We start from the raw sequence: 15,741 nt of genomic DNA, 5'->3' as shown, positions 1-15,741 counted from the left end.
AATTGGATGTTGAATACAAACTTTTTGCAATTTCCGTTTTAGTTATTTGCTAAGTGCGTGCACAAAGATTTTAAGCTTTGGTGCTATAAGTTGCGGTTGTGTAGAAATGCAGCTTGGATTTTAGAAAGTTAGATTTAGTGAACCAGAAATGAGATAAAATGTAAGGACAATGATAACTTATTAAAATCTTTAAGTCACACCTTTAATGATATACTGTATTTTAAAAGATTGGAATTACCCAATCTTTTAAAATAGCAGTCAATTAGTAAAATAATTTGACTAATTATTCTTGCTAATTAATTCTAGTTTAGAAATGCTGAAAAGGAGAGCTTTATCTAAAAAGCGATAGCCCTCAAATTAATAAGAATTCATTCTTAATGACAGTTACAAACTTTTAGCAAAGTTAGGCTTTTAAGCGGAGATACATAATGCGAAAATCACAAAAACAGACGAAGCAATACTTACATATTTTTGACCAACAAATGTCTCTTTATGAGCACTATGCTCGAAAAAACAGCCTCAAAAGTAAGGCTCTCTTTATCCTTTTATGGCTTTATTACAGTCCACAGGGAATTACGCAAAAGCAGATTGTTGCCAAAACTTATTCAACGAAACAGGTTGTCAGTGCTGCTTTGAAAAATTGGAAGAGGCAAGGCTATATTTGTTTTCTTATAAATCAAAAAGATCGCCGTGAGAAAAAGATAATGCTATCTCAGCAAGGTAAAAAATATGCAGAAACCATTATTCAGCCTTTAGAAAAAATAGAAGAAGAAGCGCTAAATACCTTATCTGCAAAGGAGCAAAAAGGTATTATTCAGCTGACTGAGCGTTATTATCAAGCATTATCGGCTCAGATGCAGATTTATTTTAGTGAAAAAGAAGAAGAAGCGACAAAGGAGACCTTATGATTCGTTTTGATAATATTAGTAAATCTTATGATGGAGATGAAGTTATCCATCAATTAAATTTTGAAGTCGCTAAAGGAGAATTTTTTGTCCTGGTTGGCCCGAGCGGGTGCGGAAAGACAACAACTTTAAAAATGATTAACCGTTTGGTTGAACCTAGTGAGGGGAGCATATTATTAGATCGTAAAGAAATCGAACGTTTTCCTTTGCGGGAGTTGCGTTTAGACATAGGGTATGTTTTGCAGCAAATTGCGCTTTTTCCTAATTTGACAGTAGAGGAAAATATTGAACTGATCCCTGAAATGAAGGGATGGTCTAAGAAAAAGCGATTTGAAAAAACAAGAAGCCTGTTAGATAAAGTTGGTTTAGCAGCTGATGATTATTTAAAACGCTATCCTAACGATCTATCAGGAGGGGAACAGCAGCGTGTCGGTATTTTAAGAGCTATCATTGCCAATCCCAGAATCCTGCTGATGGATGAGCCTTTTTCAGCTCTAGATGCTATTTCTAGAAAACAATTGCAAGATCTTATGCTTTCTTTACAAGAGGAATTAGGAATCACGGTTATTTTTGTGACGCATGATATTGAAGAAGCCAAAAAGTTAGCTGACCGCATTGCTGTTTTTCAAAACGGGGAAATTGTCCAGCTAGCAAGCCCGATTGATATTGAAAAGCATCCTGCAAATACCTTTGTAGCTAACCTATTTGGAGGTGAGAAGCAATGAACAAGCTCATTATGACCTTTCAAGATCGCTTCGAGGAATGGGTGCAGTCACTAATAGAACATTTGCAGATTTCTTTGCTTTCGTTGCTGCTGGCTATCATCATTGCCATTCCTTTAGCTATAGTTATTTGCCATCAAAAGCGAATTTCAGAAGTGGTCTTACAAATATCAGGGATATTTCAAACGATTCCTTCTTTGGCACTTCTTGGCTTATTTATTCCTTTTATGGGAATTGGGACTGTTCCTGCAGTTTTGGCACTAGTTATTTACGCATTGTTTCCTATTTTGCAAAATACTATAACAGGCCTAACCACCATTGATCCTAGTTTGACAGAAGCTGGACTGGCTTTTGGTATGTCTAAGTGGGAACGGCTTAAAAAATTTGAATTAGCTCTTGCTATGCCGGTTATTATTTCAGGCATCCGAACGGCAGCTGTCCTTATTATTGGGACAGCAACTTTAGCTGCTTTAATAGGAGCTGGAGGAATTGGATCTTTTATTCTCCTTGGAATTGACCGCAACAACAGTTCTCTAATTCTAATTGGTGCCATTTCTTCAGCTCTGTTAGCTATTCTTTTTAATCTTCTTATCAAATTTTTGGAGAAGGCTTCTTTAAAAAAGATTATGTCTGCCTTTTTAGTGATGCTAATTGGTTTAACAGCTTCTTACCTTCCTAATATTATTAAAGCTAGTCAAGCAAAAGAAGAAGTTGTTATCGCAGGAAAACTAGGACCTGAACCTGAAATTCTCATTAATATGTATAAAGAATTGATTGAAAAAGACAGCAATCTTTCAGTTACGATCAAACCTAATTTTGGAAAAACCAGTTTTCTTTATGAAGCTCTCAAAAAAGGAGACATTGATATTTATCCAGAATTTACTGGAACCGTCACTTCCAGTCTTCTCAAAAATCCTCCAAAACTGTCAAATGATCCTCAAAAGGTTTACCAAGCTGCGCGTGCAGGAATATTAAAACAAGATAAATTGATTTTGTTAAAGCCTATGAACTATCAAAATACTTATGCAGTAGCTATTAGAAAAAAATTGGCAAAAGAACACCAGATACAATCAATTGCTGATTTGAAGCAGCTTGAAAGTTCAGCTAAAGCAGGTTTTACACTTGAGTTTAATGACCGTAAAGATGGAAATAAGGGCCTTCAAAAGCTTTATGGACTTAATCTGCAAGTATCTACTATGGAGCCTGCTTTACGCTATCAGGCTATTCAAAAAGGGAATATTGACATTACAGATGCCTATTTGACGGATCCTGAAATTAAACAGTATCATTTGGTAACTCTGAAAGATACAAAGCAGCTCTTTCCGCCTTATCAGGGAGCCCCTTTAATGCGTGAAGCCTTACTGAAAAAACACCCTGAGCTAAGAAAAATTCTTAACAAGCTTGCCGGTAAAATTACTGAAAATCAGATGCGAGAAATGAACTATCAAGTGAAGGTTAAAGGCAGATCAGCTAGAGCAGTCGCACAAGATTATCTCAAAAAAGCAAAATTACTAAAATAAAGAAGACAGTTCAAAGTCTTCTTTTTTTAAAAAATTTATAAGCAGCTAAATAGCCTCACTTACCGGTATTCTCAGCTAAAACCCACCTTTATTTTTATTTATAGAGGTGCTAGAATAGAATTATGGAAACACTAAATTTATTATTTTCGATTGATGATCATTTTGTTGAACAATTTAAAGTGACCTTGTATTCTGTCTATCAGACAAGTTCTTGTAAAAATATAACTGTTTATATTCTACAGAAACGCCCTCTTAAAAAGAATAAAATGATTAAACATTTTTGCCTGCTTTTGGGGATTGATTATGTTCCTGTTGTCATTGGAGAAGAGGATTTTAAGGATGCTCCTGTGAGCAGCCGTTATCCTGAAGCCATTTATTATCGCCTTCTAGCACAGGAATACCTTCCTCAAAATTTAGAAAAAATGTTATATTTGGATGCTGATATTCTTTGTTTAAATGATGTCATGCCGCTTTACCGCCTGGATATTGCAGATATGCTTTATGCAGCAGCAAGCCATGTCGCTGATAAAAGTATTACAGATCTAGTCAATAAGCTGCGTCTGAATAATTTTGAGGCTGAAAGTTACTTTAATTCAGGGGTTTTGCTGATGAATTTAGAAACCTGCCGTCATAAAATTAAGAGACAGGATATTATGGAGTATATTACTAAAAAAGCAGGAACTTTATTATTACCTGACCAAGATATTCTTAATGCTTTGTATGGCACACAGATAAAACAAATACCAGATCAAGTCTATAATTATGATACAAGGTATGATATGCTTTATTTTGCCCGCAGCTGGGGAGAGTGGAATTTAGACTGGGTCATTAAAAACACTGTTTTTCTCCATTTTTGTGGCCGCGATAAACCTTGGCGGTCAGATTACAGTGGCCGTTATGCAGCCCTCTATAAATATTATCAGCATCAAACAGCATTGTTAGATAAAAGAGATAAGTAAGGGCAAAGTTCTCTAATCACTGCTTTATTTAAATCATAAAGATCAGAACAAGTCATATAGATATAAAAGATAAGTTAAGAAAAGGGATCTTAACTTATTTTTTATAGCAGTAAATGATCTATATAAAATGTTGCTTTTACTTAGCCAAAAAAAGAGAACGAATCTCGTTCTCTTCAGATTTTATATTTTATTATCTCTACACTAGCTAACTTTAGCATTGGTATTATTTCTTAAACTGACGTTTTGATAGAAGGTAAATTCCTAGACCAGCTAAAGCCAGAGTTCCTCCTAAAACAGCTAGAGTACTTGCAGTGCTTTGTTTATCTCCTGTATTAGGAAGCAGCTGAGTTTGGTCAGAATTACTGCTCAAAGCATTGTTGCTGTTTTCAATGAGTTTTGCTTTAGCAGTGACAGGTTTTTGGCCTGCTGCTGGTTTTTGTGGCTGTCCATTAGCTCCTGGATCTTGAGGCTGATTAGGACGATTATTGTGATTTGGGTTGGCAGCTGCTTGAATATACCAAAAAGTGGTATTTGGCAGGAATCGAACAGGTCTGCCGTTGTAGTACAGAACCCATTCCCCATTAGCGTTTCTAGCAGCAGAGAAGCCTGAGGTATCCACTCCATCGTTAGTACCGGAAAATTCAAGCTGAGCATACCAAGAATCCCTTTCATTTCCTTGACCTGCAGCAAAACCTAATCCCATTGCGTTACCTCCAGTACCTAGAATACTGATGGCGTGTCCGAATGTTTGTTTACCGTCATTATCATTTGCCAAGATATTGAAATAGTCAGCAAACCAATTAAGTGCTAAATAATAAGCTGTTGCTTTGTCAGAAGAGAGAGTCTGGCCTTGAGCATTGGTGCGGCGGATAGTGTCAAAGCTATCCATATGGCCGTTTTCAGAGCGCCATCTAGGCCCATTTGGAAAGTCCAACTTAGTACCATGATCTAAACCATTTTGTTCCTTAGCTTCTTCATCAGCACGAGCCTGTGCGTAATTCTGCATTAATTGACTAACAGGAGGGACAGGAATATTGATATTATTAATTCTGCGCAGTTCTGTCAGGTATTCATTTAGATATTTAGCGATTTCTTGTGCGTTTGGTTCATATTTTGCATTTGGATTATTAACAACGATAAACTCATCTTTTTTGCCATTGTAAACAATATCGGCAACGTTAGCACTTTTATCGTAAGCGTTTAAAGTGCTGTCAAAGTTTGTGCTGCCATATGCCTCTTTAGTACTGTGATTAGCGGCTGTTTGACTGCTGTTGCTTGCTTGGCTGGCTCTTGTTTGCTGTGAACTAGAAGCATTAGTATTGCTATCAGTTGCAGCAGTGCTTGGCTTGTTGCTAGTATTGTTGGTATCAGCGACAGTTTGCTGGTCGGCAGCTTGTGCTTGAGAGGCAGTTTGATCAGCTTGTGTGACTGTTTGCAGACTTGACTGAGGGTTATTTTGTTCAGCTGCAGTACTGGTAGAAGCTTCTGTCTCAGCAACTGAGCTTGTTTCTGTTGCTGCTTGTGTTTGCGCACTGGTTTCTTGTTCTGAAGTTTGTGTTTGTTCAGCAGCTTCAACATTAACCTGGGGAGCAGCTTCAGCTGTTTCATCTGCTTGAATCGGTGCACTTGTTCCCATAGCAATAGCAGCAGAAGTTAATACAGCTCCGCAAAGTCCAGCAACCTTTGTTTTTCGCTTACTAAATATTTTCTTTTCCATGATATTCCTTTCGCATTTAATCTGTTACTATTATTATTAGTTTTAAATGATAAAACAACAATAATAGACAGTTTATCATGAATTGACCTGATTTCCAACTACACTTTCTTTACATTTTAGTAGCATTTCTGTAAAGAAATAGAAATAAAATAGTATTAAAAACCATAGTCCTATGGATAGATAATGAAAATTCATTATAATTTGATCGTGTATCTAATAGATGATTTTAAATCCATAGAATCCATATAAAAAGACAGAACATGTATGCTCTATCCTTTAAATCTTCTTATCTTAAGTACAACAAGTCCTAGTGGTTAACTGACTGGACTTTAAAAGTTGATAGAAGTGTGCTTGCTAAGCTGGAATAGCAAAGTTGAACTTTTTGAGTGATGGATTGTATCCTTATTCTTAATGTTGCGAAGCTCCAGAGGTGGCATCAGCTGTATTAAGGCTATGTCTGCTATCAGAAGCTCCAGAAGTCGCATCTGCACCTCCAACTAAAGTTTGTCCAGTTGTTTGGAGATACCAATCCAGCCAAGGTTTAAAGTTGAAGACAATTTCATTAATACCAGCATAGGATCCGTCTGGATAATACATGGCTTGGTAATTATGGGTATTGAGGACAGCTGGATTAGAATTAGGGATAAGTGTTCGAACATATTCCTGATTTCCATTGCGAAGTGTACCAATGACCCATTCGACATTCTTCATACGTGTAGGCGGCAGTGAATGATGAACGGTTGACAGACGGCTTCCTGATTGAGATGGGATACGTTTAGCATACATTGTATCAGGATCTTGGTGGGTATTGTTGTAGTAAAGAAATTGATTATTATCATCAGCATAGGTCAATTCAAAGGGCATTGCTTTTAAGAACATATTGATTTGATCAACTGTCAAAATGCCGTGATCCAGCTTGACATAAGTATCTCCTGAAACAGCTCCTGTAATTTCAGCAACCTTGTCAACCCATTCAGGATCGTCAGGATCAACTTCTGTAACTGTAGTTGAAATAGGGTGCTTGCAGTCGAGATCTTCTTTTTCAATTGGTCTTGGTTTTTTTAATGTTGAGACAACCCCTACATAACTGATAAAATTATCTAAACAAGTTTCAAGAAAGGTTATCGTAGCTTCACTAATAATATTGCCCTCATCATCAAAAGCTTCTTTAGCTTTACCTAATAAAAATTCATTTCCTGGCAAAGTATAAGCACTGACCCCTGGAGCATCCAAAATTTTTCGTAAGTGTGCTTGAGCACGTGAAGTGCCTTGATCATAGTATGAAGCTCCGACAATCATAACAGGTTTGTTCTCAAAAGGATGCACTTCAAAAGAGAGCCATTCTAAGACACTTTTCAAAGCGGCAGTGATGGTATGATTATGTTCAGGGGTAGCAATAATGACACCGTCTGCTCGTATCATTTTATTGTAGAGAAGGCGGAGTTGGAAGCTATCCTGCCAATTTTGATCCTGATTAAACATGGGAACTTTATCAATTTCCAGCACTTCCAACTCAAATTTAGTTTTAAAATGCTTTCTTATATATTCTAATAATTTGCGATTATATGATTGTTCTGCGTTAGAACCTACCAATCCTACGAATTTCATCATTTCCTCCTTCTATAAACTTTCCCAGTCAAAGTTTTCAGCTTCTTTTTTTAAAAGATCCTGAGCATGTTGCAGTTTTTTGGTCATTTTCACAAAAAGACGAAAATCATCAAAAATAGCCTCTAGTTTTTGGCGGGTTTCTAAGTCAATCAGATTGCCTTCTTTATCAAAAGCTTGCAGCGAATGAGAAAGCAGAAATTCATCGGGAAGAACATTGGCTTTGATCTCTGGGGCGTTAAGAATCTGGCGAAGCTGTAATTGAGCTCGAGAGGAGCCAAGAGTCCCAAATGAAGCTCCAGTGATCATAACAGGTTTGTTAAGCAAGGGGAAAATACCATAAGACAACCAAGCCAAAGCACTCATAAGAACAGCAGGAATAGAGTGATCATACTCTGGTGTGCCGATAATGACACCATCTGCAGCTTCAATCTTTTTAGCTATCTCTGTTATTTCTATCGGTATTTTGTGATGGCTAGGTTTATTAAAAATGGGGATATTTTTAATTTCAATTAATTCAATTTTGGCTTTGTCTGCAAAATGTTTTTGCATATATTGTAACAGTTGGCGGTTGGTTGATTTTTCTGAATTAGTACCAACTAACCCTATGAGAGTCATCATATGAAGTCCTCTTTTCTATGAATGTTAGTAGTATGACGTAAAAATGTGTTTAAGACCGTCTGAGATAAGAAGCTGATTCTCTCTTGTAATAATAATCCCTTCAATAAAGTCTGTCTGATTGATGGTTTTAAAAGCCAGAGGGATCGGTAAACCAAATAAACGGCTTGTCCAAATCTCACCATCCAGTGATGAAGCTGAAACAATTGTAAGACTTGCCATATCAGTTTTGATAGGATAACCCGTCTTTTTATCAAAAATGTGATGATAATCTTCGCCTTTAGTTTGGAAATGGCGTTCATATATGCCAGAGGTCACAACAGACTGATTGTAAACTTTAAGCAGACCTATATGTTGATTTCGAGGCAGCTTAGGATTTTGGATTCCGATATGCCAAAATCCCTGGGAACGATTTGGGTTAGAGCCATACACTAATAGATTGCCGCCTAAATTTATCATAGCAGAAGTAACTTCTTGTTCTTTCAGATACATCATTAGTTTATCAGCAATGTATCCTTTTGCCAGAGCACCTAGATCAATCTGCATATCTTTTTTTGCTAGAAAAATGCTTTGTTCCTTAGCATCTAAAATGATATCATGTGGATTGATAAGAGCTAGCTGTTTTTTGATTAAAGCCTGGCTTGGCAGCCTAGCATCATCAAAACCAATATGCCAAATTTTAACGAGAGAACCAATAGCAATATCAAGATTGCTTGGCTGTGTAAGACTTTGGTTTTTCCCGATTTCAATCAATTCAAACAATTCAGGTTCTACCTGAACAGCTTTGATACCGGCACTGTTATTCACAGCCATTAATTCAGAATCATTCCTATTAGCACTAAAGCGATGATCATATATTTGTAAAAAATAACAAACATTTGTAAGCAGTTCTTTTGCCTGATCGGATTCCACCAAAATATCAATGGTCGTTCCCATCATATGAAGAGTCTTTTGCACCTGCATTTATTAACTCCTTTAATGGTTATATCTTATAGAATAAGGCTTTTTAAAGCTGAGGTTAAGATGAGATATAAAAAGGGTTTGACAAGTAAACGTGTTATTGTCGTAAAACTAAACTTTTGTTCCCTTATATTCTTGTAAGTCTCTATCAATCTGCTTTTTTCTTGTAGAAAGTTTAGGTCATCAGCTTATTTTGATTTTAGTATTTTTTGCTTACTCGCGTTTTTTCATTTCGCCATGTGGATAATAACTTCCTTCAGGCAAATCATTGATAAAGACATGAATAGCGTCTTTGGGCGCTTTAGCAATACGTGAAACGACTTCTGTTACTTCACGGGCAAGCTCGTTTTTTTGTTCTTGAGAACGGCCTTCAAATAGATCAATTTTAACAAATGGCATAGTTTTGCCTCCTTTATTATGATGCCTTTATTTTAACACTTTTTAAAAGAAAAATGGTTTTTTAGAAAAAGAAATTGACTTCAAATAGTTATTTTGGCAGATTTGGCAATGGTAATGAGAAGATTTTGCTTATTGATCAGAGTGAAAATACTATCTAATTTGAAGGCAGAGAAGGGAGCTAACTGACTGATTGGGAAAGAATATCTCTAAACAGGCTGTTTCTTTTTTTATTAACTTAAATGCTACTTGCCTATTTTTATGGTAAAATAGATAAGATATCAATAAGAGATGAGGCAGGCAACTTGGCACAGCTGTATTATAAATACGGAACCATGAATTCAGGAAAAACAATAGAAATTTTAAAGGTTGCTCATAATTATGAAGAACAAGGAAAGCCGGTTGTTATCATGACGAGTGCTCTGGATATACGAGATGGCTTTGGGGTCGTGGCAAGCAGAATTGGCATGAGCAAAAGAGCAATCCCTATCACAGATAATCTAGATATTTACAGATATATCAAGGACTTATCCCCTAAGCCTTATTGTATCTTAATTGATGAAAGCCAGTTTTTGACCAAACAAAATGTCTATGATCTTGCAAAAATTGTTGATGATTTGCAAATACCTGTCATGGCTTTTGGTTTAAAAAACGATTTTAAAAATGAACTGTTTGAAGGTTCCAAATATCTTTTGCTTTTAGCCGATAAAATTGAGGAGATTAAAACCATTTGTCAATTTTGCTCTAAAAAGGCTACAATGGTCTTAAGAACTGAAAATGGTCAGCCTGTTTATCAAGGCCATCAGATTCAAATCGGCGGCAATGAAACTTATATCCCAGTATGCCGCAGGCATTACTTTCATCCAGAAATTAAAACATAATTTTCTTCTATTTTAGTAAAACAAGTTAGGCTAATTGTTATTATTTTCAAAATACCAAAGCATAAATGAGTGAGTAAGGAAAGGCAAAAAAATGAACATTTATGAACAATTGCAGTCAGTTGAAGACCGTTATGAGGAACTTGGAGAGCTGCTAAGTGACCCTGATATTGTTAGCGATACTAAACGTTTTATGGAATTATCGCGAGAAGAAGCAGCTATACGCGAAACAGTAACAGCTTATCGAGAATACAAAAAAATTCTTCAGACCATTTCAGATGCCGAGGAAATGCTTAAAGAGTCTTCGGACGATCCTGAGTTAGAAGAAATGGCTAAGGAAGAACTCAAAACATCTAAAGGGGCTAAGGAAGCATACGAAGAAAAACTTAAAATCTTACTTTTACCCAAAGATCCAAATGATGATAAGAATATTATCCTGGAAATCCGAGGGGCTGCAGGAGGAGATGAGGCTGCTTTGTTTGCGGGTGATCTTTTAGCCATGTACCAAAAGTATGCTGAAAATCAAGGCTGGAAATTTGAAGTTATGGAAACTTCAGTCAATGGTGTCGGAGGGATTAAAGAGGTTGTTGCTATGGTTTCAGGACAATCTGTGTATTCAAAATTAAAATATGAATCAGGCGCCCACCGCGTCCAGCGCGTTCCTGTCACAGAAAGTCAAGGGCGGGTCCATACCTCAACAGCAACTGTACTGGTAATGCCGGAAATAGAAGAAGTTGAATATGATATCGACCCTAAAGATCTTCGCGTTGATATTTACCATGCTTCTGGTGCTGGCGGACAAAACGTTAATAAAGTAGCAACTGCAGTCCGTATGATTCATATTCCGACGGGAATTAAAGTGGAAATGCAGGAGGAGAGAACCCAGCAGAAAAACCGCGATAAAGCTATGAAGATCATCCGTGCTCGTGTTGCAGATCACTTTGCACAAATTGCTCAGGATGAGCAAGATGCCGAACGTAAATCAACAGTTGGCACAGGAGATCGTTCTGAACGGATCCGTACTTATAATTTTCCGCAAAATCGCGTAACAGATCATCGTATTGGCTTAACACTGCAAAAATTGGACAGTATTTTATCAGGTAAGTTAGATGAGGTGATTGATGCTTTAGTACTTTATGATCAAACACAAAAGCTAGAAGAGTTGGGACAAGGATGAACTACGCACAAGCTATTTCACGCTATGAGGACCAATTAAGCAGTATAGGTGAAGAAAAAGAAAGCTTGTCTTATATCTTTAGGGAAATTAAAGGGTGGGACTACACAAAGTTTATCCTTCATCAGGCAAAAGAGATTAAGGCAGCTGATTTGGAATTAATGGAAGAAATTATGCTTCAGTTAAAACAGCATATTCCTGCCCAATACATCACTGGACAAGTTCATTTTTCAGATTTGGTTTTACTGGTTAATCAGCATGTTCTTATTCCCCGACCTGAAACACAAGAATTGGTTCAGCTTATCTTGGCAGAAAATGATGCGGCAAGTTCCAAAGTTTTAGATATTGGTACTGGAAGCGGTGCTATTGCATTGTCCTTAGCTAAGGAAAGGGCAAGTTGGGATATCACAGCGAGTGATATTTCAGAGAAAGCTTTAGAAGTAGCCAGAGAGAATGCTCAGATCAATCATCTGACAGTGGCTTTTTTGCATTCAGATGTGTTTAGCCATATTTCAGAAAAATTTGATATCCTTGTTTCCAATCCACCTTATATTGCTCTTGAAGATAAGAAAGAAGTTGAAAAAAATGTTCTTTTGCATGAACCCCATCTAGCACTGTTTGCTGATCAGGATGGATTGGCTGTTTATCAAAATATAGCTGAAAATGCTGCTCAGCATTTAAGCTCTAAAGGAAAAATTTATTTGGAAATTGGCTATAAGCAAGGTCAAAAAGTCGTTCGGCTATTTGAAGATTATTTCCCTGAAAAACGTGTTCGGCTTTTACAAGATATATTTGGCAAAGATAGAATGGTTGTAGTGGATGATGGATAAAATAGAAAAAGCTCTAAGAGAGAATCAAGCAGTTATTTTACCTACAGAAACAGTTTATGGCCTTTTTGCCCAAGCATTGCATCAAAAAGCAGTCGAAAATGTTTATGATCTGAAAAGACGTCCCAAAGAAAAAGCGATGAATTTGAATGTTGCTTCTTTAGAGGATATTTTACATTTTTCAAAAGAATACCCTCCTTTTTTAAGAAAACTTTATCAAGCTTTTCTCCCAGGTCCTTTAACAATTATCCTAAAAGCTAATGAAAAAGTACCTGCTTGGATCAATTCGGGTATGTCTACAGTAGGTTTTCGGGTTCCTAGCCATCCAAAAACCTTAGCGTATATTAAGGCGTGCGGTCCTCTTATAGGTCCCTCAGCCAATTTATCGGGACAAAAAAGCGGCTTAAAGTTTCATGAGATTTGCAAGTTCTTTCCTTCTCAAGTGATAGGGCTTGAAGATGATTCTGCTATAAAAGGTATTGATTCCACGATACTAGATCTTTCAAAACCAAGAGCTAAAATTTTACGTCAAGGAAGTATTACACAGACTGATATTCAGAATTGTGTTAGTGATATTATTTTTTAATTTGTAAGGAGAAAATAAATGATTTTTGATAAAGAGAGTTATGAAACTTATGACAAGGAACTTTGGGAAGCGATTCACGCAGAAGAAAAACGTCAGCAGAATAATATTGAACTGATTGCTTCTGAAAATGTTGTTTCTAAGGCTGTTATGAAAGCACAAGGTTCTATTTTAACAAATAAATATGCTGAAGGCTATCCGGGCCGACGCTATTATGGCGGTACAGAATGCGTTGATATTGTGGAAAATCTAGCTATTGAACGTGCCAAGGAACTTTTTGGAGCTAAATTCGCTAATGTTCAGCCTCATTCAGGAAGTCAAGCTAATGCCGCAGCTTACATGGCTCTTATTCAGCCGGGAGATACCGTTATGGGATTGGATTTAGCTGCTGGCGGTCATTTGACACACGGTTCACCTGTCAGTTTTTCTGGCAAGACCTATCACTTTGTCGCTTACAATGTAGATCCAGAAACGGAATTGCTGGATTATGATCAAATACTGGAGCAGGCTAAAGAAGTTCAACCTAAGTTAATTGTTGCTGGTGCATCCGCTTATTCTCATATTATTGATTTTGCAAAATTTCGGGATATTGCCGATCAAGTCGGTGCTAAATTGATGGTTGATATGGCTCATATTGCTGGTCTTGTCGCTGCTGGACTGCATCCAAGTCCAGTACCTTATGCCCATATTACCACAACAACCACTCACAAAACACTTCGCGGCCCTCGCGGTGGACTCGTTCTGACAAACGATGAGGACTTAGCTAAAAAAGTTAATTCAGCTATTTTTCCAGGTCTTCAGGGTGGTCCTCTAGAGCATGTTATTGCGGCTAAAGCAGTAGCTTTTAAAGAAAATTTAGATCCTGCTTTTAAGGATTATGCTCAGAAAGTTATTGATAACTGCAGGGCTATGGTAGAAATTTTCAATAAGCATGACCATTTTCGAGTCATCTCTGGTGCCAGCCAAAATCATCTTTTCTTAGTGGATGTCACAAAAGTTGTTGAAAATGGGAAGGTAGCTCAAAATATTTTGGATGAGGTGCATATCACCTTGAATAAGAATGCCATTCCTTTTGAAAAACTGTCTCCTTTTAAAACATCAGGAATCCGTATTGGCACAGCAGCAGTAACTGCAAGAGGTTTTGGGCAAAAGGAGTGTCGTAAGGTTGCTGAACTTATTGTTAAAACACTTGAAAATACCGAAAATACAGTTGTTTTAGATGACGTTCGTCAGGAAGTCAAAGCATTGACAGATGCTTTTCCTCTCTATGAAAGCTTGGTTTAATGGATTTTTATATAAAGAAGATAGTGATTCATCAATTGACAACGGATGATATCAATTTGATGCTATCTCAAAAACCTTTGACAATAACACCCAAAATTGAGGCTTATTTTCAAAAGAAACTTACCAAAGTTTTTTCAGCAGATGCCAAAAGAGGCCTGCTGACAGAAGATAATACTTTCTTAAGCTATTTAAATGATGATTTTGAAACAGCATCGGTTTCTATTGCTCAAGCCTGGAAAGAAGAATTTGTCAGCAGTGACAGTCGTAAAACTAATGATTTAGTATTTATCCAATTTGACAAAGAAGGGATAGAACATTTTGCTTTTTTGCGCATAGCTTTAAAAGAAAATCTGACCCATATCACAAATGACGGTGATAAGCCCATTCAGCTGACACAAAACACTTTACCCAGTGCCACGCAGGCTCCAGATGAAGCTTTAATTATTAATCGGCAGTCGCATCAGTATTATCTGATTGAAAAACGCATCAAGCATAATGGTTCTTTTGCAAATTATTTCTCAGAAAATCTGCTTAAAGTAAAACCAGAGCAATCCTTAAAAAAATCTATCAAAATGGTTGAGCAAACAGCACAAAAGGTGGCTGATGATTTTAATCAGGATGACTTTATTTTTCAATCAAAAATGAAGTCTGCTATTTACCAAAATTTAGAGGAAGATCAAGAGCTATCCCCAAAAAAATTAGCTAATCAGCTGTTTGATTCTAATTTGACAGCCCGTTTGACTTTTGTTGATGAATTAAAAGATTCTATTCCAGAATCTGTAAAAGTAGCTGACATTGATCACTCACCTCAAATCAAAAAAATGGAAAGTCAAAAGCTGTCTTTATCAAATGGTATTGAACTTTTAGTCCCTAATAATATTTATCAGGATGCTGAATCAGTGGAGTTTATTCAAAATCAAAATGGAACTTATTCGATCTTGATAAAAAATATTGAAGATATACAAAATAAGTAATATGAAGAAAAAAATAATTAGCATAGTTCTACTGGCTCTCCTTATCTTTATTGCCTATCGAACATTTACGACTTATCAAAATGTCAAAAACGTCCTTTCTTATCGAACGATGGTAAGAGAGGTACTTGATGAAAATGATACGACTGCCAATGAAAATCTTGTTTTAGCCATGATATATACAGAAACGAAAGGGCAAGAGGAAGATTTAATGCAGTCAAGTGAAAGCTCCAGCGGAGTTAAAAATACCATAAGGGACAGCCGTGAAAGTGTGAGGCAGGGAATCACTGTCCTATCAGATAATTTGGAGGAAGCTCAAAAAAAGAAAACAGACGTCTGGTCAGCTGTTCAAGCTTATAACTTTGGCAAGAATTACATTGGCTTTATTTCAAAAAATGGAGGGAAGAACACCATTAAATTGGCAAAACGCTATTCTAAAAATGTCGTAGCCCCTAGTTTAGGCAATAAGACGGGTAAAACCTATCGTTACTTTAATGCAGTTGCTTTATTTTATGGAGGCGGTGAGCTTTATAAGAATGGCGGCAATATTTATTATGCCAAACAAGTTAGTTTAAATCTTCTGTTGATACAATTCGTCAGCAAGTTTCAAAGATAGTGAGCA

General features: G+C 36.7%; 16 protein-coding genes. 11 read left to right on the top strand and 5 right to left on the bottom strand.

Translation table 11 applies throughout. The features are described from left to right. The first annotated feature begins 428 nt into the window (after positions 1-428). From STRMA_RS03240 to STRMA_RS03225, 4 genes are all read left to right on the top strand, one after another. Complete coding sequence (locus tag STRMA_RS03240; protein WP_003080890.1) at positions 429-908, top strand: MarR family winged helix-turn-helix transcriptional regulator; 480 nt, start codon at positions 429-431, stop codon at positions 906-908. Next, a complete protein-coding gene (locus STRMA_RS03235) occupies positions 905-1,630 on the top strand; it encodes an ABC transporter ATP-binding protein (protein ID WP_003080018.1) in 726 nt (241 codons plus the stop codon). Before STRMA_RS03240 ends, STRMA_RS03235 begins: the two co-directional genes overlap by 4 nt. After that, positions 1,627-3,147 carry an ABC transporter permease/substrate-binding protein gene (locus tag STRMA_RS03230; RefSeq protein ID WP_003080517.1) on the top strand — a complete coding sequence of 507 codons (1,521 nt, stop codon included), beginning with the start codon at positions 1,627-1,629 and terminating at the stop codon, positions 3,145-3,147. Before STRMA_RS03235 ends, STRMA_RS03230 begins: the two co-directional genes overlap by 4 nt. A gap of 122 nt (positions 3,148-3,269) precedes the next feature. Further along, the gene (locus tag STRMA_RS03225; RefSeq protein ID WP_003080878.1) at positions 3,270-4,106 is read left to right on the top strand and encodes a glycosyltransferase family 8 protein; all 837 of its coding nucleotides are present in this window, start codon (positions 3,270-3,272) and stop codon (positions 4,104-4,106) included. A gap of 223 nt (positions 4,107-4,329) precedes the next feature. Here STRMA_RS03225 and STRMA_RS03220 read toward each other — a convergent pair whose 3' ends face one another. The 5 genes from STRMA_RS03220 to STRMA_RS03200 form a co-directional block, all read right to left on the bottom strand. Beyond that, positions 4,330-5,823, bottom strand: coding sequence for a putative cross-wall-targeting lipoprotein signal domain-containing protein (locus STRMA_RS03220; protein ID WP_003078574.1), 1,494 nt, complete (start codon positions 5,821-5,823; stop codon positions 4,330-4,332). Between the two features lie 408 nt (positions 5,824-6,231). Next, the gene (locus STRMA_RS03215; protein ID WP_003082434.1) at positions 6,232-7,431 is read right to left on the bottom strand and encodes an NAD(P)H-dependent oxidoreductase; all 1,200 of its coding nucleotides are present in this window, start codon (positions 7,429-7,431) and stop codon (positions 6,232-6,234) included. Positions 7,432-7,443: 12 nt separating this feature from the next. Continuing rightward, positions 7,444-8,046 (bottom strand): NADPH-dependent FMN reductase, encoded by a 603-nt coding sequence (locus STRMA_RS03210; protein WP_040841756.1) that lies wholly within the window; start codon positions 8,044-8,046, stop codon positions 7,444-7,446. Positions 8,047-8,073: 27 nt separating this feature from the next. Next, a complete protein-coding gene (locus STRMA_RS03205) occupies positions 8,074-9,009 on the bottom strand; it encodes an FAD:protein FMN transferase (protein WP_003080169.1) in 936 nt (311 codons plus the stop codon). A gap of 210 nt (positions 9,010-9,219) precedes the next feature. After that, positions 9,220-9,405, bottom strand: coding sequence for a 4-oxalocrotonate tautomerase (locus STRMA_RS03200; protein ID WP_003081999.1), 186 nt, complete (start codon positions 9,403-9,405; stop codon positions 9,220-9,222). Positions 9,406-9,707: 302 nt separating this feature from the next. On the opposite strand from STRMA_RS03200, the gene STRMA_RS03195 reads away from it, so the two are divergent. The 7 genes from STRMA_RS03195 to STRMA_RS03165 all read left to right on the top strand — a co-directional run bounded on the left by STRMA_RS03195 (position 9,708) and on the right by STRMA_RS03165 (position 15,735). Further along, positions 9,708-10,283, top strand: a complete 576-nt coding sequence (locus STRMA_RS03195) for a thymidine kinase (RefSeq protein ID WP_003081419.1) — start codon at positions 9,708-9,710, stop codon at positions 10,281-10,283. A gap of 91 nt (positions 10,284-10,374) precedes the next feature. Then, positions 10,375-11,457: a peptide chain release factor 1 gene (gene prfA, locus STRMA_RS03190; RefSeq protein WP_003079062.1), complete on the top strand. Its 1,083-nt coding sequence runs from the start codon at positions 10,375-10,377 to the stop codon at positions 11,455-11,457. Beyond that, positions 11,454-12,284: a peptide chain release factor N(5)-glutamine methyltransferase gene (gene prmC, locus STRMA_RS03185; RefSeq protein WP_003078723.1), complete on the top strand. Its 831-nt coding sequence runs from the start codon at positions 11,454-11,456 to the stop codon at positions 12,282-12,284. The genes prfA and prmC overlap by 4 nt, the downstream gene beginning before the upstream one ends. Further along, positions 12,277-12,867, top strand: coding sequence for an L-threonylcarbamoyladenylate synthase (locus STRMA_RS03180; protein WP_040841754.1), 591 nt, complete (start codon positions 12,277-12,279; stop codon positions 12,865-12,867). The genes prmC and STRMA_RS03180 overlap by 8 nt, the downstream gene beginning before the upstream one ends. 18 nt (positions 12,868-12,885) lie before the next feature. Continuing rightward, positions 12,886-14,148 carry a serine hydroxymethyltransferase gene (gene glyA / locus STRMA_RS03175; protein WP_003082261.1) on the top strand — a complete coding sequence of 421 codons (1,263 nt, stop codon included), beginning with the start codon at positions 12,886-12,888 and terminating at the stop codon, positions 14,146-14,148. Next, the gene (locus STRMA_RS03170) at positions 14,148-15,122 is read left to right on the top strand and encodes a nucleoid-associated protein (RefSeq protein ID WP_003080427.1); all 975 of its coding nucleotides are present in this window, start codon (positions 14,148-14,150) and stop codon (positions 15,120-15,122) included. Before glyA ends, STRMA_RS03170 begins: the two co-directional genes overlap by 1 nt. A 1-nt stretch (position 15,123) precedes the next feature. Continuing rightward, positions 15,124-15,735, top strand: a complete 612-nt coding sequence (locus STRMA_RS03165; RefSeq protein WP_003078548.1) for a lysozyme family protein — start codon at positions 15,124-15,126, stop codon at positions 15,733-15,735. Positions 15,736-15,741 lie beyond the last annotated feature (6 nt).

The organism is Streptococcus macacae NCTC 11558, assembly GCF_000187995.2.
Lineage (GTDB): Bacteria > Bacillota > Bacilli > Lactobacillales > Streptococcaceae > Streptococcus > Streptococcus macacae.
Note: the sequence above shows the minus strand (reverse complement) of the source record. Positions and strands in the feature narration are given on the sequence as shown.

Bases quoted from the DNA above. Each gene is read 5' to 3' on its own strand.
- STRMA_RS03240 (WP_003080890.1), top strand. From the start codon at position 429: ATGCGAAAATCACAAAAACAGACGAAGCAATACTTACATATTTTTGAC.
- STRMA_RS03235 (WP_003080018.1), top strand. From the start codon at position 905: ATGATTCGTTTTGATAATATTAGTAAATCTTATGATGGAGATGAAGTT.
- STRMA_RS03230 (WP_003080517.1), top strand. From the start codon at position 1,627: ATGAACAAGCTCATTATGACCTTTCAAGATCGCTTCGAGGAATGGGTG.
- STRMA_RS03225 (WP_003080878.1), top strand. From the start codon at position 3,270: ATGGAAACACTAAATTTATTATTTTCGATTGATGATCATTTTGTTGAA.
- STRMA_RS03220 (WP_003078574.1), bottom strand. From the start codon at position 5,823: ATGGAAAAGAAAATATTTAGTAAGCGAAAAACAAAGGTTGCTGGACTT.
- STRMA_RS03215 (WP_003082434.1), bottom strand. From the start codon at position 7,431: ATGAAATTCGTAGGATTGGTAGGTTCTAACGCAGAACAATCATATAAT.
- STRMA_RS03210 (WP_040841756.1), bottom strand. From the start codon at position 8,046: ATGACTCTCATAGGGTTAGTTGGTACTAATTCAGAAAAATCAACCAAC.
- STRMA_RS03205 (WP_003080169.1), bottom strand. From the start codon at position 9,009: ATGCAGGTGCAAAAGACTCTTCATATGATGGGAACGACCATTGATATT.
- STRMA_RS03200 (WP_003081999.1), bottom strand. From the start codon at position 9,405: ATGCCATTTGTTAAAATTGATCTATTTGAAGGCCGTTCTCAAGAACAA.
- prfA (WP_003079062.1), top strand. From the start codon at position 10,375: ATGAACATTTATGAACAATTGCAGTCAGTTGAAGACCGTTATGAGGAA.
- prmC (WP_003078723.1), top strand. From the start codon at position 11,454: ATGAACTACGCACAAGCTATTTCACGCTATGAGGACCAATTAAGCAGT.
- STRMA_RS03180 (WP_040841754.1), top strand. From the start codon at position 12,277: ATGGATAAAATAGAAAAAGCTCTAAGAGAGAATCAAGCAGTTATTTTA.
- glyA (WP_003082261.1), top strand. From the start codon at position 12,886: ATGATTTTTGATAAAGAGAGTTATGAAACTTATGACAAGGAACTTTGG.
- STRMA_RS03170 (WP_003080427.1), top strand. From the start codon at position 14,148: ATGGATTTTTATATAAAGAAGATAGTGATTCATCAATTGACAACGGAT.
- STRMA_RS03165 (WP_003078548.1), top strand. From the start codon at position 15,124: ATGAAGAAAAAAATAATTAGCATAGTTCTACTGGCTCTCCTTATCTTT.